Origin of the sequence: Streptomyces sp. SLBN-118 (genome assembly GCF_006715635.1) — a bacterium.
Taxonomy (GTDB): Bacteria; Actinomycetota; Actinomycetes; order Streptomycetales; family Streptomycetaceae; genus Streptomyces.
This window is the reverse complement of the sequence record NZ_VFNP01000002.1, coordinates 694036-711698: the sequence shown is the minus strand read 5'-3', so window position 1 is coordinate 711698 and position 17663 is coordinate 694036. Positions and strand designations below refer to the sequence as shown.

The following is a 17663-nucleotide window of genomic DNA, read 5'->3' as shown; positions in this document are numbered from 1 at the left end:
AAGGCGCCCGTGAGGCACGGACTGCGCAGGGGTCGCCTCAGTCGAGCGCAGCGCCCCGGGCCCTCGCCCGGTCGAACTCGTCCTCGCGCAGCGAGCCCTCGGTGTCCTCGATGATGAAAGCCTCGGGTTCCGCGGCGAGTTGACAGCCGTGGCCCTTCAGCCTGCGGGCGATGGCGGGGGCGGCACCGCCCGCACAACGACGACACGCATCACGTCTCATCCCTTTCCGCGCTTTCCACTCGGACGGGTCCTGGCTTGTCCCGGTGTTCCACGGCCGTCCTGACCGACCGCAGCGCGGTGCGCAGAACGATGCCGACACCCGGTGAGACGAGCGTCCAGTAGCGGCCGAAGCGGGCCGTGGACGCCGGGTCGGTGCAGACGGTGCGCGCCTCGTAGACCAGCAGGGAGCGCTGCGTGCCGTACGGATGAATGGTGAAAGCGGCCGCCATCTTCGCCCAGCCGGGCTCGTCGAAGGCGGCGAACGCCTCCGGCTCGATCCGGTGCCATTCGATGGCGGGCTTCCATACCTTGCCGACGGCTCCGAAGACGAGTTCCCGTCGTGGACTCTCGCCGAGCGCCACCCAGGGCTGGTCCTGGTCACGCTTGCCGGCGACGTCGAAGAGATCGGCCACCCGCATCGTCGGCGGCGTGGGCATGGGGCGGCTGCGAAGCCGGTACGGCATCCCGCGCACCCACATGACCGCGTCGAACAGCGGTGCGTGAATGGTGAGCAGGTCCAGCTCGCGCGTGGCTTCGTACACCGCAGAGGGCGGGGCGGTGATCATCACGCACTCGAGGCGGGTGAACCGGAAGTCCGGCAGCGCCTGGTCGAGCAACAGGGGCGCGGTGACCGTATCCATGGTCGTGTCGGCGTTCATCACAACCTCCCAGGTCCGATACGTGCCCGATGCCTCCAGTGTGAGGCGGTACCTCACACGGCGCAGGGGCCGAACGGCCCGGGTTTCGGCCGGAGACCTGCCAGGCGGAGGTCAAGGTCCACCCCGCGCACGCTCAGCGCACGGGTGCCGGGTCGGTACCGCCCATGTCGAGCCTGAAGGGCGGGTACACGTCGGTCAGCAGGGTCGCGTACGCGGCGACCCGCAGAACCCACCGGTCGAGACCCATGACGAGATCGAACAGGTCCCGCGGGTACTTCTCCCTGAAGGCGACGATGACGGCCGCGATGATGGCGAGCACGCCGACCAGGCCGCCGTCCCACCAGCCCGCGTGGAAGCCGCCCACGAAGAAGGCGATCACGATGTAGTGCGGGATGGCGAGCAGCCACCATTTCACCAGCACCAGGCCGCGGGACAGCCGCTCCGGGTAGGCGATGTCCAGGCGGGCCGGATAGCCGGGTTCCTCGCCCAGGCTGAACGGTGGGTAACGGTCGGTGGCCAGCGCCCCGTATCCGTAGTACGAGACCCGCCAGGTCCAGCGGAGCACTCCGACGCTGAAGTCGAACAGCGGCCGTGGGTAGCGCTCCGTGAACAGAATGGCGAAGAAGGCGACCACACTGACCAGGAAGAAACCGATCCAGAGGAAGCACAGCACGATGTAGTGCGGGATCAGCATCAGCCATTTCAGCAGCCAGAGCCAGCGTGACAGCGGTGCGTCGAGCACCGCGTCCACTCTCACCGGGTCGTACGCCGCCGGAGTCGTCGTCATGGCTGTCAGCTCCTTCGTACACGTGCCCTCGTAGATCGAGGGCTAATTCCAGCTTGCGCGCGCCGGGCGCCCCGGTCATTCCGAGCCGCGGGTCGCGCGCAGCCGCGCAGAAGGGGCCGACCGGTCCCGGAGGGCAGGCTCCAGGATGTTGTGATCCTTTCTGACCTGCCGTGTCGTGTCTCAGCCGGTGCGCTCCACGTCCTTGTGCTCCGGGCCGCCCAGGACGACCTTCAGCGCGCCCGTGTCGGCTGTCTTGGCGAAGACCTCGTACGCCTCCTCGATCTGAGCGAGCTCGAAGCGGTGGGTCGCGAGAGCGGACGCCGGCAGTCGGCCGGCCGCGAGCATGGCCAGCAGCACCGGCGTGGAGTACGTGTCCACGAGCCCGGTCCTGATGGTCACGTTCTTGATCCAGAGGTCCTCCAGATGAAGCGTCGCGGGCTTCCCGTGCACGCCCACATTCGCCACGCGGCCTCCCGGCCGGACCACCCGGGTGCAGAGTTCGAAGGTCTCGGGGACACCGACGGCCTCGACGGCCACATCCGCCCCGAGCCCCTCGGTCAGGTCCGAGACCAGCGACTCGGGCCCTTCCGCCGCGTTGACGACCGCATCGGCGCCGAGTTCACGAGCGGCGTCCAGCCGGGACGTGACCAGATCCACGGCGATGATCCTGCCGGGGGAGAACAGCCGCGCCGTCGCGATGGTCGCGAGTCCGATCGGCCCGGCCCCGACGACCACGACGGTGTCGCCCGGCAGCACACCTCCGTTGAGGACCCCCACCTCGTACGCGGTGGGGAAGATGTCGGACAGCAGTACGGCGTCGCTGCTGTGCACCGCTGCCGGAAGCGGGTGGACGGAGAAGTCGGCGAAGGGAACGCGTACGTACTCGGCCTGCGTGCCGTCGATCAGGTGGCCCAGCACCCATCCGCCGTTGCCGCGGCACTGCCCGTACATCTGCTCGCGGCAGTAACGGCAGCGGCCACAGGGGGAGATACAGGAGACGAGCACCCGGTCCCCGGGGCGGACCGTGCGGACGTCACTGCCCGCCTCGACGACCTCGCCGACGGCCTCGTGTCCGAGGACCGTACCGGGGGTTACCTCGGGTACGTCGCCCTTGAGGATGTGCAGGTCCGTTCCGCAGATGGTGGTGGTGTCGACCCGGACGACGATGTCAGTGGGCTCTTGGATGCCCGGATCCGCCACCGTGTCCCATGAGGCCTGGCCCGGGCCGTGGAAAACGAGAGCCTTCATGGTGTTCCTCTCCTCGTGTGCTGTGCCTGGTGCCTTCCCGACCAGCGTGTTCCCGGTGCTGCGGGAAAGCAGGGGCCGTCCGGCCCGAGACCAGGGACCTACGGGCCCGCGCCGGTTGCCTCGCCGCCCGGCCGAGCTGGGGGCAAGGTTGAAGACGACCACCCCAGCCCGGTCCCCGGACCCGGCCCCGAAGGACGGATACGGCAATGACCACGATGCCCGCGCTGCTGAACGTCCTGCCACCGGAGGGCCGGGACAGGCTGATGGAACTTGCCGAGGAGAGGACGTTCCCTGCCGGTACGCGCATCTTCGAGGAAGGCGGCCGGGCGGACCGTTTCTGGATCATCCGTACCGGGGCCGTCGACCTCGACCTGCATGTGCCGGGCCGGCGCGCCGCCGTCGTCGAACGGCTGGGCCCGGGAGATCTGCTGGGCTGGTCCTGGCTCTTCTCGCCGCGCAGCTGGCATCTCGGCGCCCAGGCGGTCACTCCGGTCCGGACGATGGAATTCGACGCCGTGAAAGTACGAGCTCTGTGCGACGACGATCCGGAGTTCGGCCTGGCCCTGACCCACCGCATCGCCGAAGTGATCGCGCACCGGCTGAAGTCCGCCCGTGGCCGACTGCTCGACCTGTACGGACCCTCGGCCGGCATGGACCCGGACCAGGACCAGGAATGCTGAGAGCCGGACACGCACGAGCACCCCGGCACAGGGCCGGTCGCACGCCACTGCGATGCCCTGGCGCCATCGAGCCACCAGCCGTAGCCGGCCGCCGTCCCGTCGGCCGCCACGAGGGGCCAAAGGTCCCCGACAAGGGCCGAACCGCCCCTCCACCGCGGTCCGCCTCGGTGCGACTGTGCGGACAGAGACCTCAGCCGGATGCCGGGAGGAGGGCGGTGGAGATCGTGGACCAGCCCTGGCCGGGCTTAGCCCATGAGCCCCGCGGCATGATCGGGCACGTAGGTCTGCAGATCCCGCGGCGGCCGCTCATAGCCGGAGGAAGGCGGCCGCGGCGGGAGCGTCAGCGCCGGGAGCGGCACATCGTGGTAGGGCACGGTGGACAGCAGGTGGGCGATCATGTTGAGCCGTGCCCGGCGCTTGTCGTCGCTCTCGACGACGAACCACGGCGCCTCCGGGATGTCGGTATGGACGAGCATGTCGTCCTTCGCCCGGGAGTACGCCTCCCAATGGGTGATCGACTCCAGGTCCATCGCCGAGAGCTTCCAGCGCCGCGTGGGATCCTCCAGCCGCCGGCGGAACCGCTGCTCCTGCACGGCGTCGCTCACCGAGAACCAGTACTTGCGCAGCAGGATCCCGTCCTCCACCAGCATGCGCTCGAAGATCGGGCACTGATGGAGGAACCGCTGGTGCTCCTCCTTGGTGCAGAAGCCCATGACGCGCTCGACACCGGCCCGGTTGTACCAACTCCGGTCGAAGAGGACCATTTCCCCGGCGGCCGGAAGATGTTCGGTGTAGCGCTGGAAGTACCACTGGGTGCGCTCGCGCTCGGTCGGCTTGGGGAGCGCGACGATGCGCGCCACGCGCGGATTGAGAAGGTCCGCGACCCGTTTGATGGTGCCGCCCTTGCCGGCCGCGTCGCGCCCTTCGAAGACCACGACGAGGCGGGCGCCCTCGACGCGCACCCACTCCTGGAGTTTCACCAGTTCCGTCTGCAACCGGTACAGCTCACGTTCGTACAGCTCACGCGGCACCTTCGCGGGCTGCTTCGTCGCCTTCTTGCCTGCCATGCAACGACCCTATGGAGGAAATGATGATCCGCAAGGGCAAGCGTCAGGACCGCACCGTGCTGGACGCCGAGGAGCTGAAGGCGCTCGACGCGCACTGGCGGGCCGCCAACTACCTCGCGGTCGGACAGATCTATCTGATGGGCAACCCCCTGCTGACCGAGCCGCTTAGCCCCGCGCACATCAAGCCGCGGCTGCTCGGCCATTGGGGTACCTCACCCGGTCTCAATCTCGTCCACACCCACCTCAACCGGGTTGTCAAGGCCCGTGATCTGTCCGCCCTGTGCATCTGGGGGCCGGGACACGGGGGACCCGCGGTCCTTGCGAACGCCTGGCTGGAAGGCAGTTACAGCGCCGTCTATCCGGATGTCAGCCGGGACGCTGCCGGTATGGAACGGCTCTTCCGGCAGTTCTCGTTCCCCGGCGGAGTGCCGAGCCATGTCGCACCGGAGACGCCCGGCTCCATCCACGAGGGAGGGGAGCTCGGCTACTCCCTCGCTCATGCCTATGGGGCCGCGCTCGACAACCCGGATCTCCTGGTCGCCTGTGTGATCGGCGACGGCGAGGCGGAGACCGGACCGCTCGCCGCCTCCTGGCACTCCAACAAATTCCTCGACCCGGCGGGCGACGGCGCGGTGCTGCCGATCCTCCACCTCAACGGCTACAAGATCGCCAACCCGACCGTCCTCTCCCGGCTGCCCGAGGCGGAACTCGACGATCTGCTGCGTGGATACGGCCATGAGCCGCTGCATGTCACCGGCGACGAACCGGAGCAGGTGCACCGGGCCATGGCCGCGGCGATGGACGAGGCGCTGGACAGCATCGACGCGATCCAGCAGGAAGCCCGCGGCGGGGGAGAGCGGCAACGGCCACGCTGGCCGATGATCGTGCTCCGTACGCCGAAGGGCTGGACGGGACCCCACGAGGTCGACGGCGTCCTTGTCGAAGGGACGTGGCGCTCCCATCAAGTCCCCCTCTCCGGCGTACGGGACAACCCGGCGCACCTCGCCCAGCTGCAGGCATGGCTGCGGTCGTACCGTCCCGAGGAGCTGTTCGACGCCTCGGGCAGGCCGAGCCCGCAGGTGCTGGCCTGCGTCCCCGAGGGCGAGCGGCGACTCGGCTCCACGCCTCACGCCAATGGCGGGCTTCTCGTCCGGGACCTGCCCGTACGCCCGCTGGAACACTTCGCCGTGCCCGTCGACAAACCCGGCGCGACCCTGCACGAACCGACCCGCGTCCTGGGTGGTCTCGTGGCCCGGCTGATGGCGGACACTGCCGGACGGAGGGACTTCCGCGTCGTGGGACCGGACGAGACGGCATCCAACCGGCTCGATGCCCTCTTCGACGTCACCGGCAAGGCGTGGCAGGCACAGACCAAGCCGACCGACGAACACCTCACCCACGACGGCCGGGTCATGGAGGTGCTGTCCGAGCATCTGTGCCAGGGCTGGCTGGAGGGCTATCTGCTCACCGGCCGGCACGGACTGTTCTCCTGCTACGAGGCGTTCGTCCATATCGTCGACTCGATGGTCAACCAGCACATCAAGTGGCTCAGGACCGCCCGGTCGCTGCCGTGGCGGGCGCCTGTCGCCTCCCTCAACTACCTGCTCACCTCGCACGTCTGGCGGCAGGACCACAACGGCTTCTCGCACCAGGATCCCGGCTTCGTCGACCACGTCCTCAACAAGAGCCCCGAGGTCGTACGGGTCTATCTGCCGCCGGACGCCAACACCCTGCTGTCCGTGGCCGACCATGTCCTGCACAGTCGTGACTACGTCAATGTGATCGTCGCCGGGAAGCAGCCCTGCTTCGACTGGCTGTCGCTGGACGAAGCACGCGTCCACTGCGCGCGCGGAGCCGGGTTCTGGGAGTGGGCGGGCACGAACCACGAACGTGAACCGGACGTCGTCCTCGCCTGCGCAGGTGACGTGCCCACCCAGGAGGTGCTGGCTGCCGCGCAGTTGCTGCGCCGGCATGTGCCCGACCTCGCGGTGCGCGTCGTCAACGTCGTCGACATGACCAGGCTGATGCCCATGGAGGAACACCCGCACGGCATGCCGGACTTCGAGTACGACGCGCTGTTCACCCGGGACAAGCCGGTGATCTTCGCGTACCACGGGTACCCCTGGCTGGTTCACCGCCTCGCCTACCGCCGGGCCGGCCACCCCAACCTCCATGTCCGCGGCTACAAGGAGATGGGCACGACGACGACGCCCTTCGACATGGTCGTACGCAACGACCTCGACCGGTACCGGCTCGTCATGGACGTCATCGACCGGGTCCCCGGGCTCGGCGTACGGGCGGCGGCAGTACGCCAGGCGATGGCGGACACGCGCACCCGCCACCACGCCTGGATCCGCGAGCACGGCACCGACCTGCCGGAGGTCGCCGACTGGACCTGGACCGGCTGATCGCGCTGCGCGCGGCGCGCTTCGCCCCTACGAACGCTCCGCCAGCGCCTTTATCGCCGCGCGGACGCGCTCCTCGCCGAACTCGGGGACGGTCGCGGCTGCCTGAGCCCGGCGCCCGGGCATCGGGGAAGTCACGTCACGACTGGGGCGGCTCGTCGTACCAGCGCCGCTCGTAGACATGGGACCGGACGCGGCGCGCGATGCGGCGCTCTGTGCTGAAGGCGCACACCGTGCCGAAGGCGAGCGCCGCAGCGCCCGCGATCATGAAGACCGAGCCGATGAGATCGACATCGACCCAGCTGAGCTGCCAGGGGACGAAGAACCTGAGGAGCGCTCCGAGGGCTATGAGGGCCAGTCCGCCGGCTGCGGTCATGAGCGGCCTCCTGGGGATGGGCGCCGGGCCGGGTGCTCCCGGCGCCTCGTCGGGGACTCTCAGGCATCAGCCTGCGGGTTCGCACGGGAAATGTCCTGACAGGGGCGTCCGTTATTGCTCCGATCGGGTGTCCGGCGCGCGGCGCGGACCGCCCTTTCGTACGGTGAACTCAGCCTTCCGATACGTGAACGGGCGGTGTGATGCCCCCTCACCCGGGCTTTCGATGCGTCGTCCGAGACCGGTAGGAGGCCGGATGTCCGGAGCGGACCGCGGTGCAGGACCCCGGGGCGCCCGGGCATGGCCATGGCGGAGGAGGCGGTCCCCCGGGCTCTTCCGGCGGCCCCGGCGCGCGATGCGCGCGGAGCTGAGCCAGCTGCTCTGCGCGGTCGGGGGCTTCGGTCTCGGACTCGCGGTCCCGGAGGTGTCGGCCGGGCCGCAGGTCGACGCCGGCCGTGTGGTGAACCTGCTCTTCACCGTCGGGTTCGGCGTCGTCAGCCTGGTGAGCATCATCTATTCGGTACTTTTCCTGGTGGTGCAGTTCAACGCCACCACCTTCAGCCCCCGTCTGCGCCTGTTCCGTGACGATCCCATCGTGTGGCGGACCTTCGCCTTCTCCATCGGGGTCTTCGTCTTCTCGATGACCGCGGGGCTGGCGATCGGGACCGAGCAGAGAGTGTCCGCCTTTGTGCCGTGGGTGGCCGTGGTCCTCGCGCTGGTGGCACTGCTCCTGATGCGCACCCTTCAGACCAGGGCGTTCCACTCGCTCCAGCTGGCCCCGACGCTGGCCGCGATCACCTCACGGGCGTACCACGTATTCGATGTGCTCTACGCGAAGCCGTACGGCGGTGCCGCGCCCGCCGCCGGTGCACCGCCCGGCCCCGCAGGGGTCCTCATCGTGCGGTGGACCGGGCGAGCGGCGGTCCTTGAGCAGATCGATGTGCCCGCACTGGTCGCCGCGGCGAGGCAGCACGGCTGCGTGATCACCCTTCGTCAGTCCGTGGGCGCCATGATGGCGCGCGGCATGGCGCTCGCCGAGGTGCGGGGCGGAGAGCTGCCCGGGGAAGCGCTGCGCGCGGCGCTGCTGACCGGCGAGGAGCGCAGCTTCTCCCAGGACCCTGAATTCCCCTTCCGGCTCCTGGCCGACATCGCACTCAAGGCGCTCTCGCCGGCCATCAACGACCCCGCGACCGCCGTCCAGGCGCTGGACCACATCGAGGACCTGCTGATCCGTCTCGCGGACCGTGACCTGGACATCGGCCGTATCCCCGACGCCGATGGGACCGTGCGGCTGATCGTCCCGGTGCCCGCATGGGAGCGGTATGTGACCATCTCGGTCGACGACATCACCGTCGCCGCCGTCGACTCACCCATGGCGCTGCTCAGGATCCGCACGATGCTGCGGCGGCTGATGGAGGCGTGCCCGGCCGAGCGGCGCCCCCTGGTGAGAGACCGGCTGCGCTGGGTGGAGGACGCCGGGGCCGAGGACTACCCGCTGCACTGGGAGCGGTACAGCGAGAAAACGCCATAGTGCGGGGCAAATTTCGCAAAGCTATGCTGTCCACGATCCTGGCCGCCTGACCGGAACTCCCGGTCCCTCCTCCGGAGCAAGCGCATGGCAGGACGGCACTGGCCCGCGATTGGTCCGGGCGAGAGGCTGGCCCTGAACCGCATGGGCAGCTTCGACTGGGATCTGCGGAACGGGACCCTCGACCTCGACGAGGCCGCACAGGCCGTCTTCGACCTGGGCCCCGGGGAGTACGGCGGGACGCCCGAGTCCCTCGAATCCCGGGTGCCTCCCGAGGAGCAGCTGCGCCTGGACGCGGCCTTCGAGGGGGCCATCGAGCGCGGACGCTCATCGTACGGCGCGTATTTCCAGGTCAGACGCCGCAATGGCATCCGGCAGTGGTCCCACGCGCGGGGGCGCATCCTGCGCGATGTGCACGGCGAGGCCTACCGGGTCGTCGGGATCGTGCGCAACGCGACCACCGAACTCACCGAATTCACGGTGATCAGCCCGCTGGAGGCGGACCGGCAGCGGATGACCGCCATGGTCCAGGGCACCACGGAAGTGCTGTCGAGAGCGGTGACCGTGGACGATGTCACCGCCGCCCTGACGGGCAGCGGAGGCCTGGAGCGCTTCGGTGCGGACGGGCTGGCCCTGGGACTGGTCGAGGGCTCCACGCTCAAGATCATCGCCATGTCCGGGATGGGGACGGAGGTCCTGGCCGACCTCACCCTCAATCGTCTGGACGGATCGCTCCCGCTCGCCGAGGCCGTCCTCACCCAGCAGCCACGGTTCGTGACCTCGCTGGACGAGCTCGTCGACAAGTTCCCGAAGCTCAAGCCCTATATCCGCGGGCTGGGAGTCGACGCGGCGGCCTTCCTCCCGCTGGTCGCCCAGGCCCGTCCCATCGGCGGGCTGGCGCTCTTCTACCGGGGCCGGACCAGGTTCTCCTCCGAAGACCGCACGCTGTGCCTGGGCCTTGCGGGAATCGTCGCCCAGTCACTGCAGCGAGCCGTTCTCTTCGACAAGGAGCGGGAGTTCGCGACCGGCCTCCAGTCGTCCATGCTGCCGCGCCACATCCCGCAGTTCGCCGGTGCCGAGATCGCGGTGCGCTACCACGCGGCATGGAGCGGCCGGGAGGTGGGGGGCGACTGGTACGACGTCATCGCGCTGCCCCGTGGCCGGGTCGGGATCGTCGTCGGTGACGTCCAGGGCCATGACACGCACGCGGCCGCCATCATGGGCCAACTGCGCATTGCGCTACGGGCGTTCGCGGGGGAGGGGCACGACCCCTCGACCGTGCTGGCACGGTCGTCGCGCTTCCTCGCCGAACTCGACACCGAACGCTTCGCCACCTGTACGTACGCCCAGGTCGACCTGATCTCGGGAGGTGTTCGAGCCGTCCGCGCGGGCCACTTGGGGCCAATGATCCGGCACACCGACGGACGGGTCGGCCGGCCCAACCTGCGCGGTGGACTTCCGCTCGGCCTGGCCACCACCTTCCGGGAGGAGGAGTACCCCGAGTCCCGGCTGGACCTGGTACCCGGCGAGACCCTTGTCCTGTGCACCGACGGCCTGGTGGAGGAACCGGGCCTCGACATCGCGGCCGGGATGGACGCGCTCGCCGACGCCGTGCGCACGGGTCCCCAGCAGGCAGGAGCGCTGGCCGACCATCTGTCGGACCGGCTGTGGCAGCGCTGGGGAAGCGGCGACGATGTCGCGCTGCTCGTGCTGCGCCGGGCACCGGATCCCGGCACCCACCGGGCCCCCCGCATCCACCTGTACATCCACCAGGCCGACCCCGAAGGCCTTGCCGAGGCCCGCACCGCGCTGCGTCATGCCCTGGAGGACTGGGGACTGTCCGGCCTCGCGGACGACGTGGAACTGGCCGCCGGGGAACTGCTGGTGAACGTACTCCTCCACACGGAGGGCGGCGCCGTCCTCACCCTCGAAGTCCTGCCCGAACCGGTACGGCGCGTGCGCCTGTGGGTCAAGGACCGCTCCAGCGTCTGGCCGCGCCGCAGGACGCCGGGCGAAGCCGCGACCTCGGGCAGGGGACTGATGATGATCGACGCGGTCGCCGCACGCTGGGGCGTGGAGCCCAGGGGCGAAGGCAAAGCGGTCTGGTGCGAGTTCGAACCGGTCGGTCAGGACAGCTGAACGCACCCGGGGGTCACTCGGTGATTCCGCACCGGAGCCGGTCCCCGGTGACCGGCGCCCCCTCCACGCTGCTCCGGTCGTAGACCACCTTGACCACCGAGGCGGCCTTGGATCCCACGGCGACGTCGAAGACCGAGCCGTGCCCGGCGACCGGTCGCAGCTCGGCGCCGGGGATCGCGGCCTTGACGGTCGCCGCGTACCGCTCCCAGTACGGGTCGTAGGTGATGACGGTCGGCCCCTCGGGGCGTGGCGCCCCGGCCTGCCCCGAGCCACCCTCGATCACAAAACCGCCTGCCTGCAGCGCATCCGCGACCTCAGGGTCCGTCACCCGCACATGAATCCATTCCGGCGGAATCTCCACGGGAACGTCCTTGCTCGGGCGGATCCGGGTGTCGTCGAGGATCGACCGGTCTTCGCGCAGCAACTCCCAGAGCGCCGCGGAGCGCTCGGTGTCCCACAGCAGTGCGGAGCCCCAGTGCGGCGTCCGGAAATCGAAGTCCGAGATCGGGACGGTCGCGAATTCCGTCTGATTTGCGTTCAGCCTGCCCAGCATTGAGCCGAGATGCGCGAGATCCGCGAGGCTCGTGTCCCCATCGGTGCGTACGAACTCGTGCAGCGCCAGCGCCGTCCGTGCCGTGGCGGTCGCACTGGCGAACGCGCCTTCCTCCCTCAGCCGGGAGAGCATGTCGATGAGCAGGCGCTGCTGTCGCCGGACCCGGCCGAGATCGCCGGGTGGGGAGAGGTGGCGGGCGCGGACGTAGCGAAGGGCGCGGCGCCCGTCCAGCACGCTTGTTCCCACCGGCAGGTTCAGTCCCGAGCCGAGGTCCACCAGGGGCTTGTCCGTACACACCTTCGCGCCGCCGAGACGGTCGACGGCGTTCACGAAGCCGGTGAAGTCCGTCTCGAGATAGTGATCGATCTTGAGGCCGGTCACCTTCTCCACGGTCCGGACGGTGAGATCTCCGCCACCGTGCGCAAAGGCGGCGTTGATTTTTCCGGAGTGCCGCGGATGCGCGTGGTCCGCGAACTCCACGTAGGAGTCACGGGGAATGGAGACCGCCGTCATCCGGCCGCCGTCCTCGGCAATGTGCACCAGCATCATGACGTCCGTGCAGTCGCAGCCCTTGCCGCCGACGTGCAGGCGTTTGATCTCCTCGGCGGACATCCCCGCGCGCCGGTCGATTCCGACGACAAGGACATTCGTTCCCTTGGACTCATCCGCGCGGGAGGGCTGGGAGGCCACCTGATCGGCTGTCCACAGGGAGCCGCCCGAGGCAAGCGTGACGACCAGAACAGCGGAGAGGGCAAAGCTGCGCACAGTGAACTCCTCCGACATCGGATCCCATCGGATCTCAACCGGCGACCGGCATTCGACAAAAGCACGGGAGGGTGCCGGAGTTTCGGCCGACGCGCGCGCCATTCGAGGGAAAGGGCCGCCCAGCGGGTGCGGCGGCCCTTCGAGGCGGAGTCCGGGTCAGACCGTGATGATCGCCGGGTCACTCACACCCGGCCTGCCGTTCTCGACGTGTCCGGCGAACCGGCGCAGGAACGTCGCGTCGGTGTCGGACACCACGCTCAGGTCGTACCAGCGCTTGCTGTGGCACAGGTCCACGGTGTGCATGACGCGTGTGCCCGGGCGCACGGTGAACGTCTTCTTCGTCCCGCCGTACGCCTGCGTCACCGTGAGCCGGCAGGTGCCGCTGCCCGCATTCGTCATGGTCAGCTCGACGCTGCCGCTGGAGGCGACGTGGCGGGCCGTCACCTCGGGTCCCGCCGTCTTGCCGGGCCCCTTGAAGGAACGCAGGAAACCGTTCGGGCCGTACACCGTCAGGTCGTACACGCCGTTGGAGTAGGCCGTGGTCCAGGTGGCGGAGAGCTGCTTCCCGGCGGAGGCGGTGTATGTCCACGGTCCGTCCGTACGATTCCCGGAGGCCACCAGGAACTGGGCACCCGCCGAGGCGCCCGCGCTGAAGGTGAGCGTGAAGCGGCCTGTCGACAGCGTCGACGCTCCGTTCACCTTCGGCGCGTACGGCAGCGGACGCGCGGGCCTGGAACCGGCTTCCTGCTTGGGCAGCGCGGGCTTGGCCGGAGGCTTCGGGACATAGCTCGGGTGCCGCGAGTTGTCCTTCGGCTGGTACCCGTCGGTGTCGGGGAGCTCGGCGGGCTCGGTGTCCTTGAGGCCGAAGTCGAAGGCCGAGGTCAGGTCGCCGCAGATGGCGCGTCGCCACGGTGAGATGTTCGGCTCGCTCACACCGAAGCGGCGCTCCATGAACCGGATGATCGAGGTGTGGTCGAAGACCTCGGAGCAGACGAATCCGCCGGTGCTCCAGGGGGAGACGACGAGCATGGGCACGCGCTGGCCGAGGCCGTACGGGCCCGCGGCGTAGGAGGCGTTGCCGCCGAAGTTGTCGAGCGCGGTGTCCACCGTCGACAGGCCCTGCGCGGGAGAGGCCGGCGCGTAGGGCGGCGGCACGTGGTCGAAGTACCCGTCGTTCTCGTCGTACGTGATGAACAGGGCGGTCCTGCTCCACACCTCGGGGTTGGAGGTGAGCGCGTCCAGCACCTGTGCGATGTACCAGGCGCCGTAGTTCGCGGGCCAGTTGGGGTGCTCGGAGAAGGCCTCGGGGGCGGTGATCCAGGAGACCTTGGGCAGCGTGCCGGCCTGCACATCGGCCTTGAGGAGATCGAAATAGCCGTCTCCGCCCTTGGCGTTGGTGCCGGTGCGGGCCTTGTCGTACAGCGGGTCGCCGGGCTTGGCGCCCCGGTACTGGTTGAAATAGAGAAGGGAGTTGTCGCCGTAGTTGCCGCGGTAAGCGTCCTCGATCCAGCCCCAGGAGCCGGCCGCGTCCAGGCCGTCGCCGATGTCCTGGTAGATCTTCCAGGAGATACCGGCCTGTTGGAGCCGCTCGGGGTATGTCGTCCAGTCGTAGCCGGCCTCCTGGTTGCCGAGGACCGGACCGCCGCCCTTGCCGTCGTTGCCCGTGTGACCCGTCCACATGTAGTAGCGGTTGGGGTCGGTGGCTCCGATGAACGAACAGTGGTACGCGTCGCAGACGGTGAACGCGTCCGCGAGGGCGTAGTGGAACGGAATGTCCTCGCGCTTCAGATACGCCATCGTGCCCGCGGACTTGGCCGGGATCCACTGGTCGTACTTGCCGTTGTTGAAGGCCTTGTGACCGCCCGCCCAGTCATGGTCGAGACCCGCGATGAACTGCATGCCGAGGTCCTCGGCGTCCGGGTGGTACGGCAGCACCTCCTTGTTGCCGTCCGCCTGGTACCAGACCGACTTGCCGGGGCCCGTGGAGACGGGGCGCGGGTCTCCGAAGCCGCGTACGCCCTTCATCGCGCCGAAGTAGTGGTCGAAGGAACGGTTCTCCTGCATCAGCACGACAACGTGTTCGATGTCGTTGATCGTTCCGGAGCGGCGTGCCGCGGGGATGGCGGCGGCACGGTCGATGCTGCTCGACAGGGCGGAGAATCCGGCGGTCGCGCCGGCGATCTGCAGGAAGCGCCGCCGATTGAGTTCAGGCATGAGTCTGGCCTCTTGGGTGTGAGGAAACAGGAGCGAGCGGAGTTTCCAAGAGGAACGACCGGAAGGGAAGAGGTGGTGTCCTACGCGTGAAAGACCGAGGTACTCACCGCGAACAGCGCGGCGTGGCCCGGGAGATGGAGCCAGCCCGCATGTATCGGCGAAGCCGGTTCCACGTCAGGATGGCGGGGCCGCCCGGGACACGGTCCAGTCGAGGAGGTCCCCGGCCCTCCAGGTGTTGATCACTCGCTCCGCGGGCACCTCGCACTCCTCTGCCCGGGCGCAGCCGATGATCTGCCAGTCGAGCTGTCCGGGGGCATGCGCGTCGCTGTCGACGGAGAACAAGGCCCCGGCGGCCACCGCCTGCCGTAGCAGGCGCCTCGGCGGATCGATCCGCTCGGGCCTGCTGTTGATCTCAACGGCCGTGCCGTGAGCGGCACAGGCGGCGAAGACCTCTTCGGCGTCGAACTGCGACTCCGGCCTTCGCCTTCCGGAGACCAGCCGGCCCGTGCAGTGGCCCAGCACATCGGCCAGGGGGTTCTTGACGGCTTTGACCAGGCGCCGCGTCATCGCCGCGGAATCCATCCGCAGTTCGGAGTGGACCGAGACGACCACGAGATCCAACTCGTCGAGCAGTTCCGGCTCCTGGTCGAGCGAGCCGTCCGACAGGATGTCGCACTCGATGCCGGTCAGCAGCCGGAACGGGGCCCAGCGATCGTTCAGCTCCGCCACGACCTCCAACTGCTCGCGCAGCCGCTCGGCGGACAGGCCACTGGCGACCGTCAGCCGCGGAGAGTGATCGCTCAGCACGGCCCACTCGTGCCCCAGCGCGATCGCGGTCCGCCCCATCGCCTCGATCGGGCTGCCGCCGTCCGACCAGTCCGAATGCAGATGACAGTCGCCCCGCAACAGGGCACGCAGGTGCGTGCCGCCGTCGGCCAGCGGCCCGGCCGCCTCGTCCTCCAGCCGCCGGAGATACGCGGGTACCTCCCCGGCCAGGGCGCCGCGCACGACACCGGCGGTCTTCGGGCCGATGCCCTTGACCGCTTCCAGGGACCCCGCATCCGCACGCCGGCGGATCTCGTCGTCGGACATCTGCCCAAGGACGGCGGACGCGGTGCGAAAGGCACGGACCCGGTAGCTCTCCGCGCCGCTGCGCTCCAGCAGAAACGCGATCCGTTCCAGCGCCTCCACGGGGTGCATCTCGCCTCCTTCGCAGCGTCCCGGCTGAGCCGCCCGTCGCCGGCCGTACCTCCCACTGTCGCCCGGGCCGGAAACCGCGGCACTCCGGACGGATGGCTGCCGCTTCGGCCACCGGTCGTCGCTGACGGTAGTCACGCGATTGGCGGGTGTGCCGACGGCGGGCGAAAATGAACGGCCGGATGACTTCTTCCGGACGTACGGCAGGCCCGCTGCGGCCGTCCGTGCCCTGGTGGCCCGGAACGGACCGCCCGCTGGTGCTTTTCACTCAAGGAGGGCACTGATGTTGATGCCGGACACCGCTGTGATCGCCCGCTTGATGGCTCTGTACCGGGCACACGAACACCACTTTCTGCGCGCACCCCATGACCACGGCGCGCGGATGCGCTTCGAGGACACGGCATACACGCTGTGCGTGCTGATGGGTGAGCGCACGGCCAGAGAGGCCGTGCTCGCTGCGGAGCGCTACATCGCCCGGACCCGGGCCGCGAAAGGGGCCGCCGGGAAGCGCTCGTCACCCACGGCCAGCTGACCGGGGCGCCGCTCGACGACTGCCCGGGTCCGCCCGCTGAACAGCGGGAAGGATCGAGGAGTGCGTGAGGTAACCAAGACGGTGACGGCGCCGGTGACCGAACTGGTCCGCCGGCACCGCGAGCCCGCCGTCGTCCAGACGGTGCGTTCGACGGCGGCCGCGACCATTTCGTACGTCGTGGCCCTGCAGCTCAGCAGTGAACCCGCGCCGCTCACCGCTCCCCTCACGGCGCTCCTCGTTGTCCAGGTGACCCTCTACTCCACCCTCACCACCGGTATCCGCCGGGTGAACTCCGTCGTCGCGGGCGTACTGATCGCCATCGGCTTCAGTGCGCTCGTCGGCCTGACGTGGTGGAGTCTGGGGCTGATCATCCTGGCTTCGCTCGTGGTCGGACGACTGGTCCGCGTCGACGAGTTCGTGCCCGAGGTCGCGATCAGCGCGATGCTCGTGCTCGGTGTCACCCAGGTCGGCGGCGCGGCCTGGGACCGGGTCCTGGAGACACTGATCGGCGCGGTCGTGGGGCTCTTGTTCAACATCGTGTTCGTGCCCCCGGTATGGGTGGGTCCCGCCGGTGACTCCATCGAGGACCTCGCCCGGCGCATGCGCCACCTGCTCCTGCACATCGGCGAGGAACTCACCGGTCCCACCCCCGTCGAGCGCGCCGCCGCCCGCCTTCATGAGGCACGCCGTCTGGACAACGACATCGCGGACGTCGACGGCGCCCTGCGCCAGGCCGAGGACAGCCTCCGGTTCAATCCGCGGGTCAAGGAAGGGCTGCTGCACCGGGTCGTGCTGCGTACCGGGCTCGACACCCTCGAAATCTGCGCGGTGGTGCTGCGTGTGCTGGCCCGCACGATGACCGACCTCGCCAAGAAGCGCGGCGATCAGGACACGCTCACGCCGGAGGTGGGCGTCGCCCTCAAGGAACTGCTGGGCCACGTAGCCGACGCGCTGGTCAGCTTCGCCGTGCTGGTGACCACACAGGTGAGTCGCAGCGCCAACGCGGCGGAGTCACGGCTGGCCGGCGAACTCGCCGCGGCCGCCGCCGCCCGGGAGACGACCGCTGCGCTGCTCCTGACCGGCGTACAGCGGCATCCGCGTCACTGGCAGCTGCAGGGTGCGCTGCTCACCGAGATCGACCGGATCCTGGACGAGCTCGACATGGACCACCGCTCGCAGCGCCTGATGGAGGAACTGGACAGGGTGGCCAGGGAAGAGCGCGAGCGCTATCCGCGGATCTCGGCCGTACGCCGATGGGTGCGCGGCAAACGGCCACGGCGCAGTACGCCTCGCTGAC

At 69.4% G+C, this 17663-nt stretch carries 15 protein-coding genes; 6 read left to right on the top strand and 9 right to left on the bottom strand.

Annotated elements, in window-relative coordinates; genetic code table 11:
• Positions 1-37: 37 nt before the first annotated feature.
• The 4 genes from FBY35_RS21750 to FBY35_RS21735 form a co-directional block, all read right to left on the bottom strand.
• The gene (locus tag FBY35_RS21750; protein ID WP_142215675.1) at positions 38-220 is read right to left on the bottom strand and encodes a hypothetical protein; all 183 of its coding nucleotides are present in this window, start codon (positions 218-220) and stop codon (positions 38-40) included.
• Positions 210-878: a hypothetical protein gene (locus FBY35_RS21745; RefSeq protein WP_142215674.1), complete on the bottom strand. Its 669-nt coding sequence runs from the start codon at positions 876-878 to the stop codon at positions 210-212. Before FBY35_RS21745 ends, FBY35_RS21750 begins: the two co-directional genes overlap by 11 nt.
• A gap of 133 nt (positions 879-1011) precedes the next feature.
• The gene (locus tag FBY35_RS21740; RefSeq protein WP_142215673.1) at positions 1012-1665 is read right to left on the bottom strand and encodes a DUF4389 domain-containing protein; all 654 of its coding nucleotides are present in this window, start codon (positions 1663-1665) and stop codon (positions 1012-1014) included.
• Between the two features lie 180 nt (positions 1666-1845).
• Positions 1846-2913, bottom strand: coding sequence for a zinc-dependent alcohol dehydrogenase family protein (locus tag FBY35_RS21735; protein ID WP_142215672.1), 1068 nt, complete (start codon positions 2911-2913; stop codon positions 1846-1848).
• A gap of 215 nt (positions 2914-3128) precedes the next feature.
• Between FBY35_RS21735 and FBY35_RS21730 the strand changes: the two genes are divergently transcribed.
• Positions 3129-3593, top strand: coding sequence for a cyclic nucleotide-binding domain-containing protein (locus FBY35_RS21730; RefSeq protein WP_142218096.1), 465 nt, complete (start codon positions 3129-3131; stop codon positions 3591-3593).
• A 245-nt stretch (positions 3594-3838) separates the two neighbouring features.
• Here FBY35_RS21730 and ppk2 read toward each other — a convergent pair whose 3' ends face one another.
• A complete protein-coding gene (ppk2, locus tag FBY35_RS21725; protein WP_142215671.1) occupies positions 3839-4660 on the bottom strand; it encodes a polyphosphate kinase 2 in 822 nt (273 codons plus the stop codon).
• A gap of 23 nt (positions 4661-4683) precedes the next feature.
• Here ppk2 and FBY35_RS21720 point away from each other — a divergent pair, with 23 nt between their 5' ends.
• Positions 4684-7068, top strand: a complete 2385-nt coding sequence (locus tag FBY35_RS21720; protein ID WP_186357146.1) for a phosphoketolase — start codon at positions 4684-4686, stop codon at positions 7066-7068.
• A gap of 136 nt (positions 7069-7204) precedes the next feature.
• Here FBY35_RS21720 and FBY35_RS36175 read toward each other — a convergent pair whose 3' ends face one another.
• The gene (locus FBY35_RS36175; protein WP_160159311.1) at positions 7205-7441 is read right to left on the bottom strand and encodes a hypothetical protein; all 237 of its coding nucleotides are present in this window, start codon (positions 7439-7441) and stop codon (positions 7205-7207) included.
• A 352-nt stretch (positions 7442-7793) separates the two neighbouring features.
• Between FBY35_RS36175 and FBY35_RS21715 the strand changes: the two genes are divergently transcribed.
• Complete coding sequence (locus FBY35_RS21715) at positions 7794-8969, top strand: DUF2254 family protein (RefSeq protein WP_160159310.1); 1176 nt, start codon at positions 7794-7796, stop codon at positions 8967-8969.
• An 84-nt stretch (positions 8970-9053) separates the two neighbouring features.
• On the top strand, positions 9054-11105 hold the full coding sequence (locus FBY35_RS21710) for a SpoIIE family protein phosphatase (protein WP_142215669.1): 2052 nt from the start codon (positions 9054-9056) through the stop codon (positions 11103-11105).
• Positions 11106-11118: 13 nt separating this feature from the next.
• Here the strand turns inward: FBY35_RS21710 and FBY35_RS21705 are convergent, their stop codons facing one another.
• The 3 genes from FBY35_RS21705 to FBY35_RS21695 form a co-directional block, all read right to left on the bottom strand.
• The gene (locus tag FBY35_RS21705) at positions 11119-12423 is read right to left on the bottom strand and encodes an LCP family protein (RefSeq protein ID WP_260848777.1); all 1305 of its coding nucleotides are present in this window, start codon (positions 12421-12423) and stop codon (positions 11119-11121) included.
• A gap of 156 nt (positions 12424-12579) precedes the next feature.
• Entirely contained in the window at positions 12580-14637 is a 2058-nt protein-coding gene (locus tag FBY35_RS21700; protein WP_142215667.1) for a phosphocholine-specific phospholipase C, read from the bottom strand.
• Positions 14638-14811: 174 nt separating this feature from the next.
• Positions 14812-15837 (bottom strand): PHP domain-containing protein, encoded by a 1026-nt coding sequence (locus FBY35_RS21695; RefSeq protein WP_142215666.1) that lies wholly within the window; start codon positions 15835-15837, stop codon positions 14812-14814.
• 280 nt (positions 15838-16117) lie between these two features.
• Here FBY35_RS21695 and FBY35_RS21690 point away from each other — a divergent pair, with 280 nt between their 5' ends.
• Together FBY35_RS21690 and FBY35_RS21685 are read left to right on the top strand one after the other, a co-directional pair.
• On the top strand, positions 16118-16366 hold the full coding sequence (locus FBY35_RS21690; protein ID WP_142215665.1) for a DUF5133 domain-containing protein: 249 nt from the start codon (positions 16118-16120) through the stop codon (positions 16364-16366).
• A 60-nt stretch (positions 16367-16426) separates the two neighbouring features.
• Positions 16427-17662 (top strand): aromatic acid exporter family protein, encoded by a 1236-nt coding sequence (locus FBY35_RS21685; RefSeq protein ID WP_260848776.1) that lies wholly within the window; start codon positions 16427-16429, stop codon positions 17660-17662.
• The last annotated feature ends 1 nt before the right edge of the window (position 17663 follow it).

What these genes read in the sequence shown, in the direction of transcription:
- FBY35_RS21750 (WP_142215675.1), bottom strand. Translation starts at nt 220, where the DNA reads ATGAGACGTGATGCGTGTCGTCGTTGTGCGGGCGGTGCCGCCCCCGCC.
- FBY35_RS21745 (WP_142215674.1), bottom strand. Translation starts at nt 878, where the DNA reads ATGAACGCCGACACGACCATGGATACGGTCACCGCGCCCCTGTTGCTC.
- FBY35_RS21740 (WP_142215673.1), bottom strand. Translation starts at nt 1,665, where the DNA reads ATGACGACGACTCCGGCGGCGTACGACCCGGTGAGAGTGGACGCGGTG.
- FBY35_RS21735 (WP_142215672.1), bottom strand. Translation starts at nt 2,913, where the DNA reads ATGAAGGCTCTCGTTTTCCACGGCCCGGGCCAGGCCTCATGGGACACG.
- FBY35_RS21730 (WP_142218096.1), top strand. Translation starts at nt 3,129, where the DNA reads ATGCCCGCGCTGCTGAACGTCCTGCCACCGGAGGGCCGGGACAGGCTG.
- ppk2 (WP_142215671.1), bottom strand. Translation starts at nt 4,660, where the DNA reads ATGGCAGGCAAGAAGGCGACGAAGCAGCCCGCGAAGGTGCCGCGTGAG.
- FBY35_RS21720 (WP_186357146.1), top strand. Translation starts at nt 4,684, where the DNA reads ATGATCCGCAAGGGCAAGCGTCAGGACCGCACCGTGCTGGACGCCGAG.
- FBY35_RS36175 (WP_160159311.1), bottom strand. Translation starts at nt 7,441, where the DNA reads ATGACCGCAGCCGGCGGACTGGCCCTCATAGCCCTCGGAGCGCTCCTC.
- FBY35_RS21715 (WP_160159310.1), top strand. Translation starts at nt 7,794, where the DNA reads ATGCGCGCGGAGCTGAGCCAGCTGCTCTGCGCGGTCGGGGGCTTCGGT.
- FBY35_RS21710 (WP_142215669.1), top strand. Translation starts at nt 9,054, where the DNA reads ATGGCAGGACGGCACTGGCCCGCGATTGGTCCGGGCGAGAGGCTGGCC.
- FBY35_RS21700 (WP_142215667.1), bottom strand. Translation starts at nt 14,637, where the DNA reads ATGCCTGAACTCAATCGGCGGCGCTTCCTGCAGATCGCCGGCGCGACC.
- FBY35_RS21695 (WP_142215666.1), bottom strand. Translation starts at nt 15,837, where the DNA reads ATGCACCCCGTGGAGGCGCTGGAACGGATCGCGTTTCTGCTGGAGCGC.
- FBY35_RS21690 (WP_142215665.1), top strand. Translation starts at nt 16,118, where the DNA reads ATGTTGATGCCGGACACCGCTGTGATCGCCCGCTTGATGGCTCTGTAC.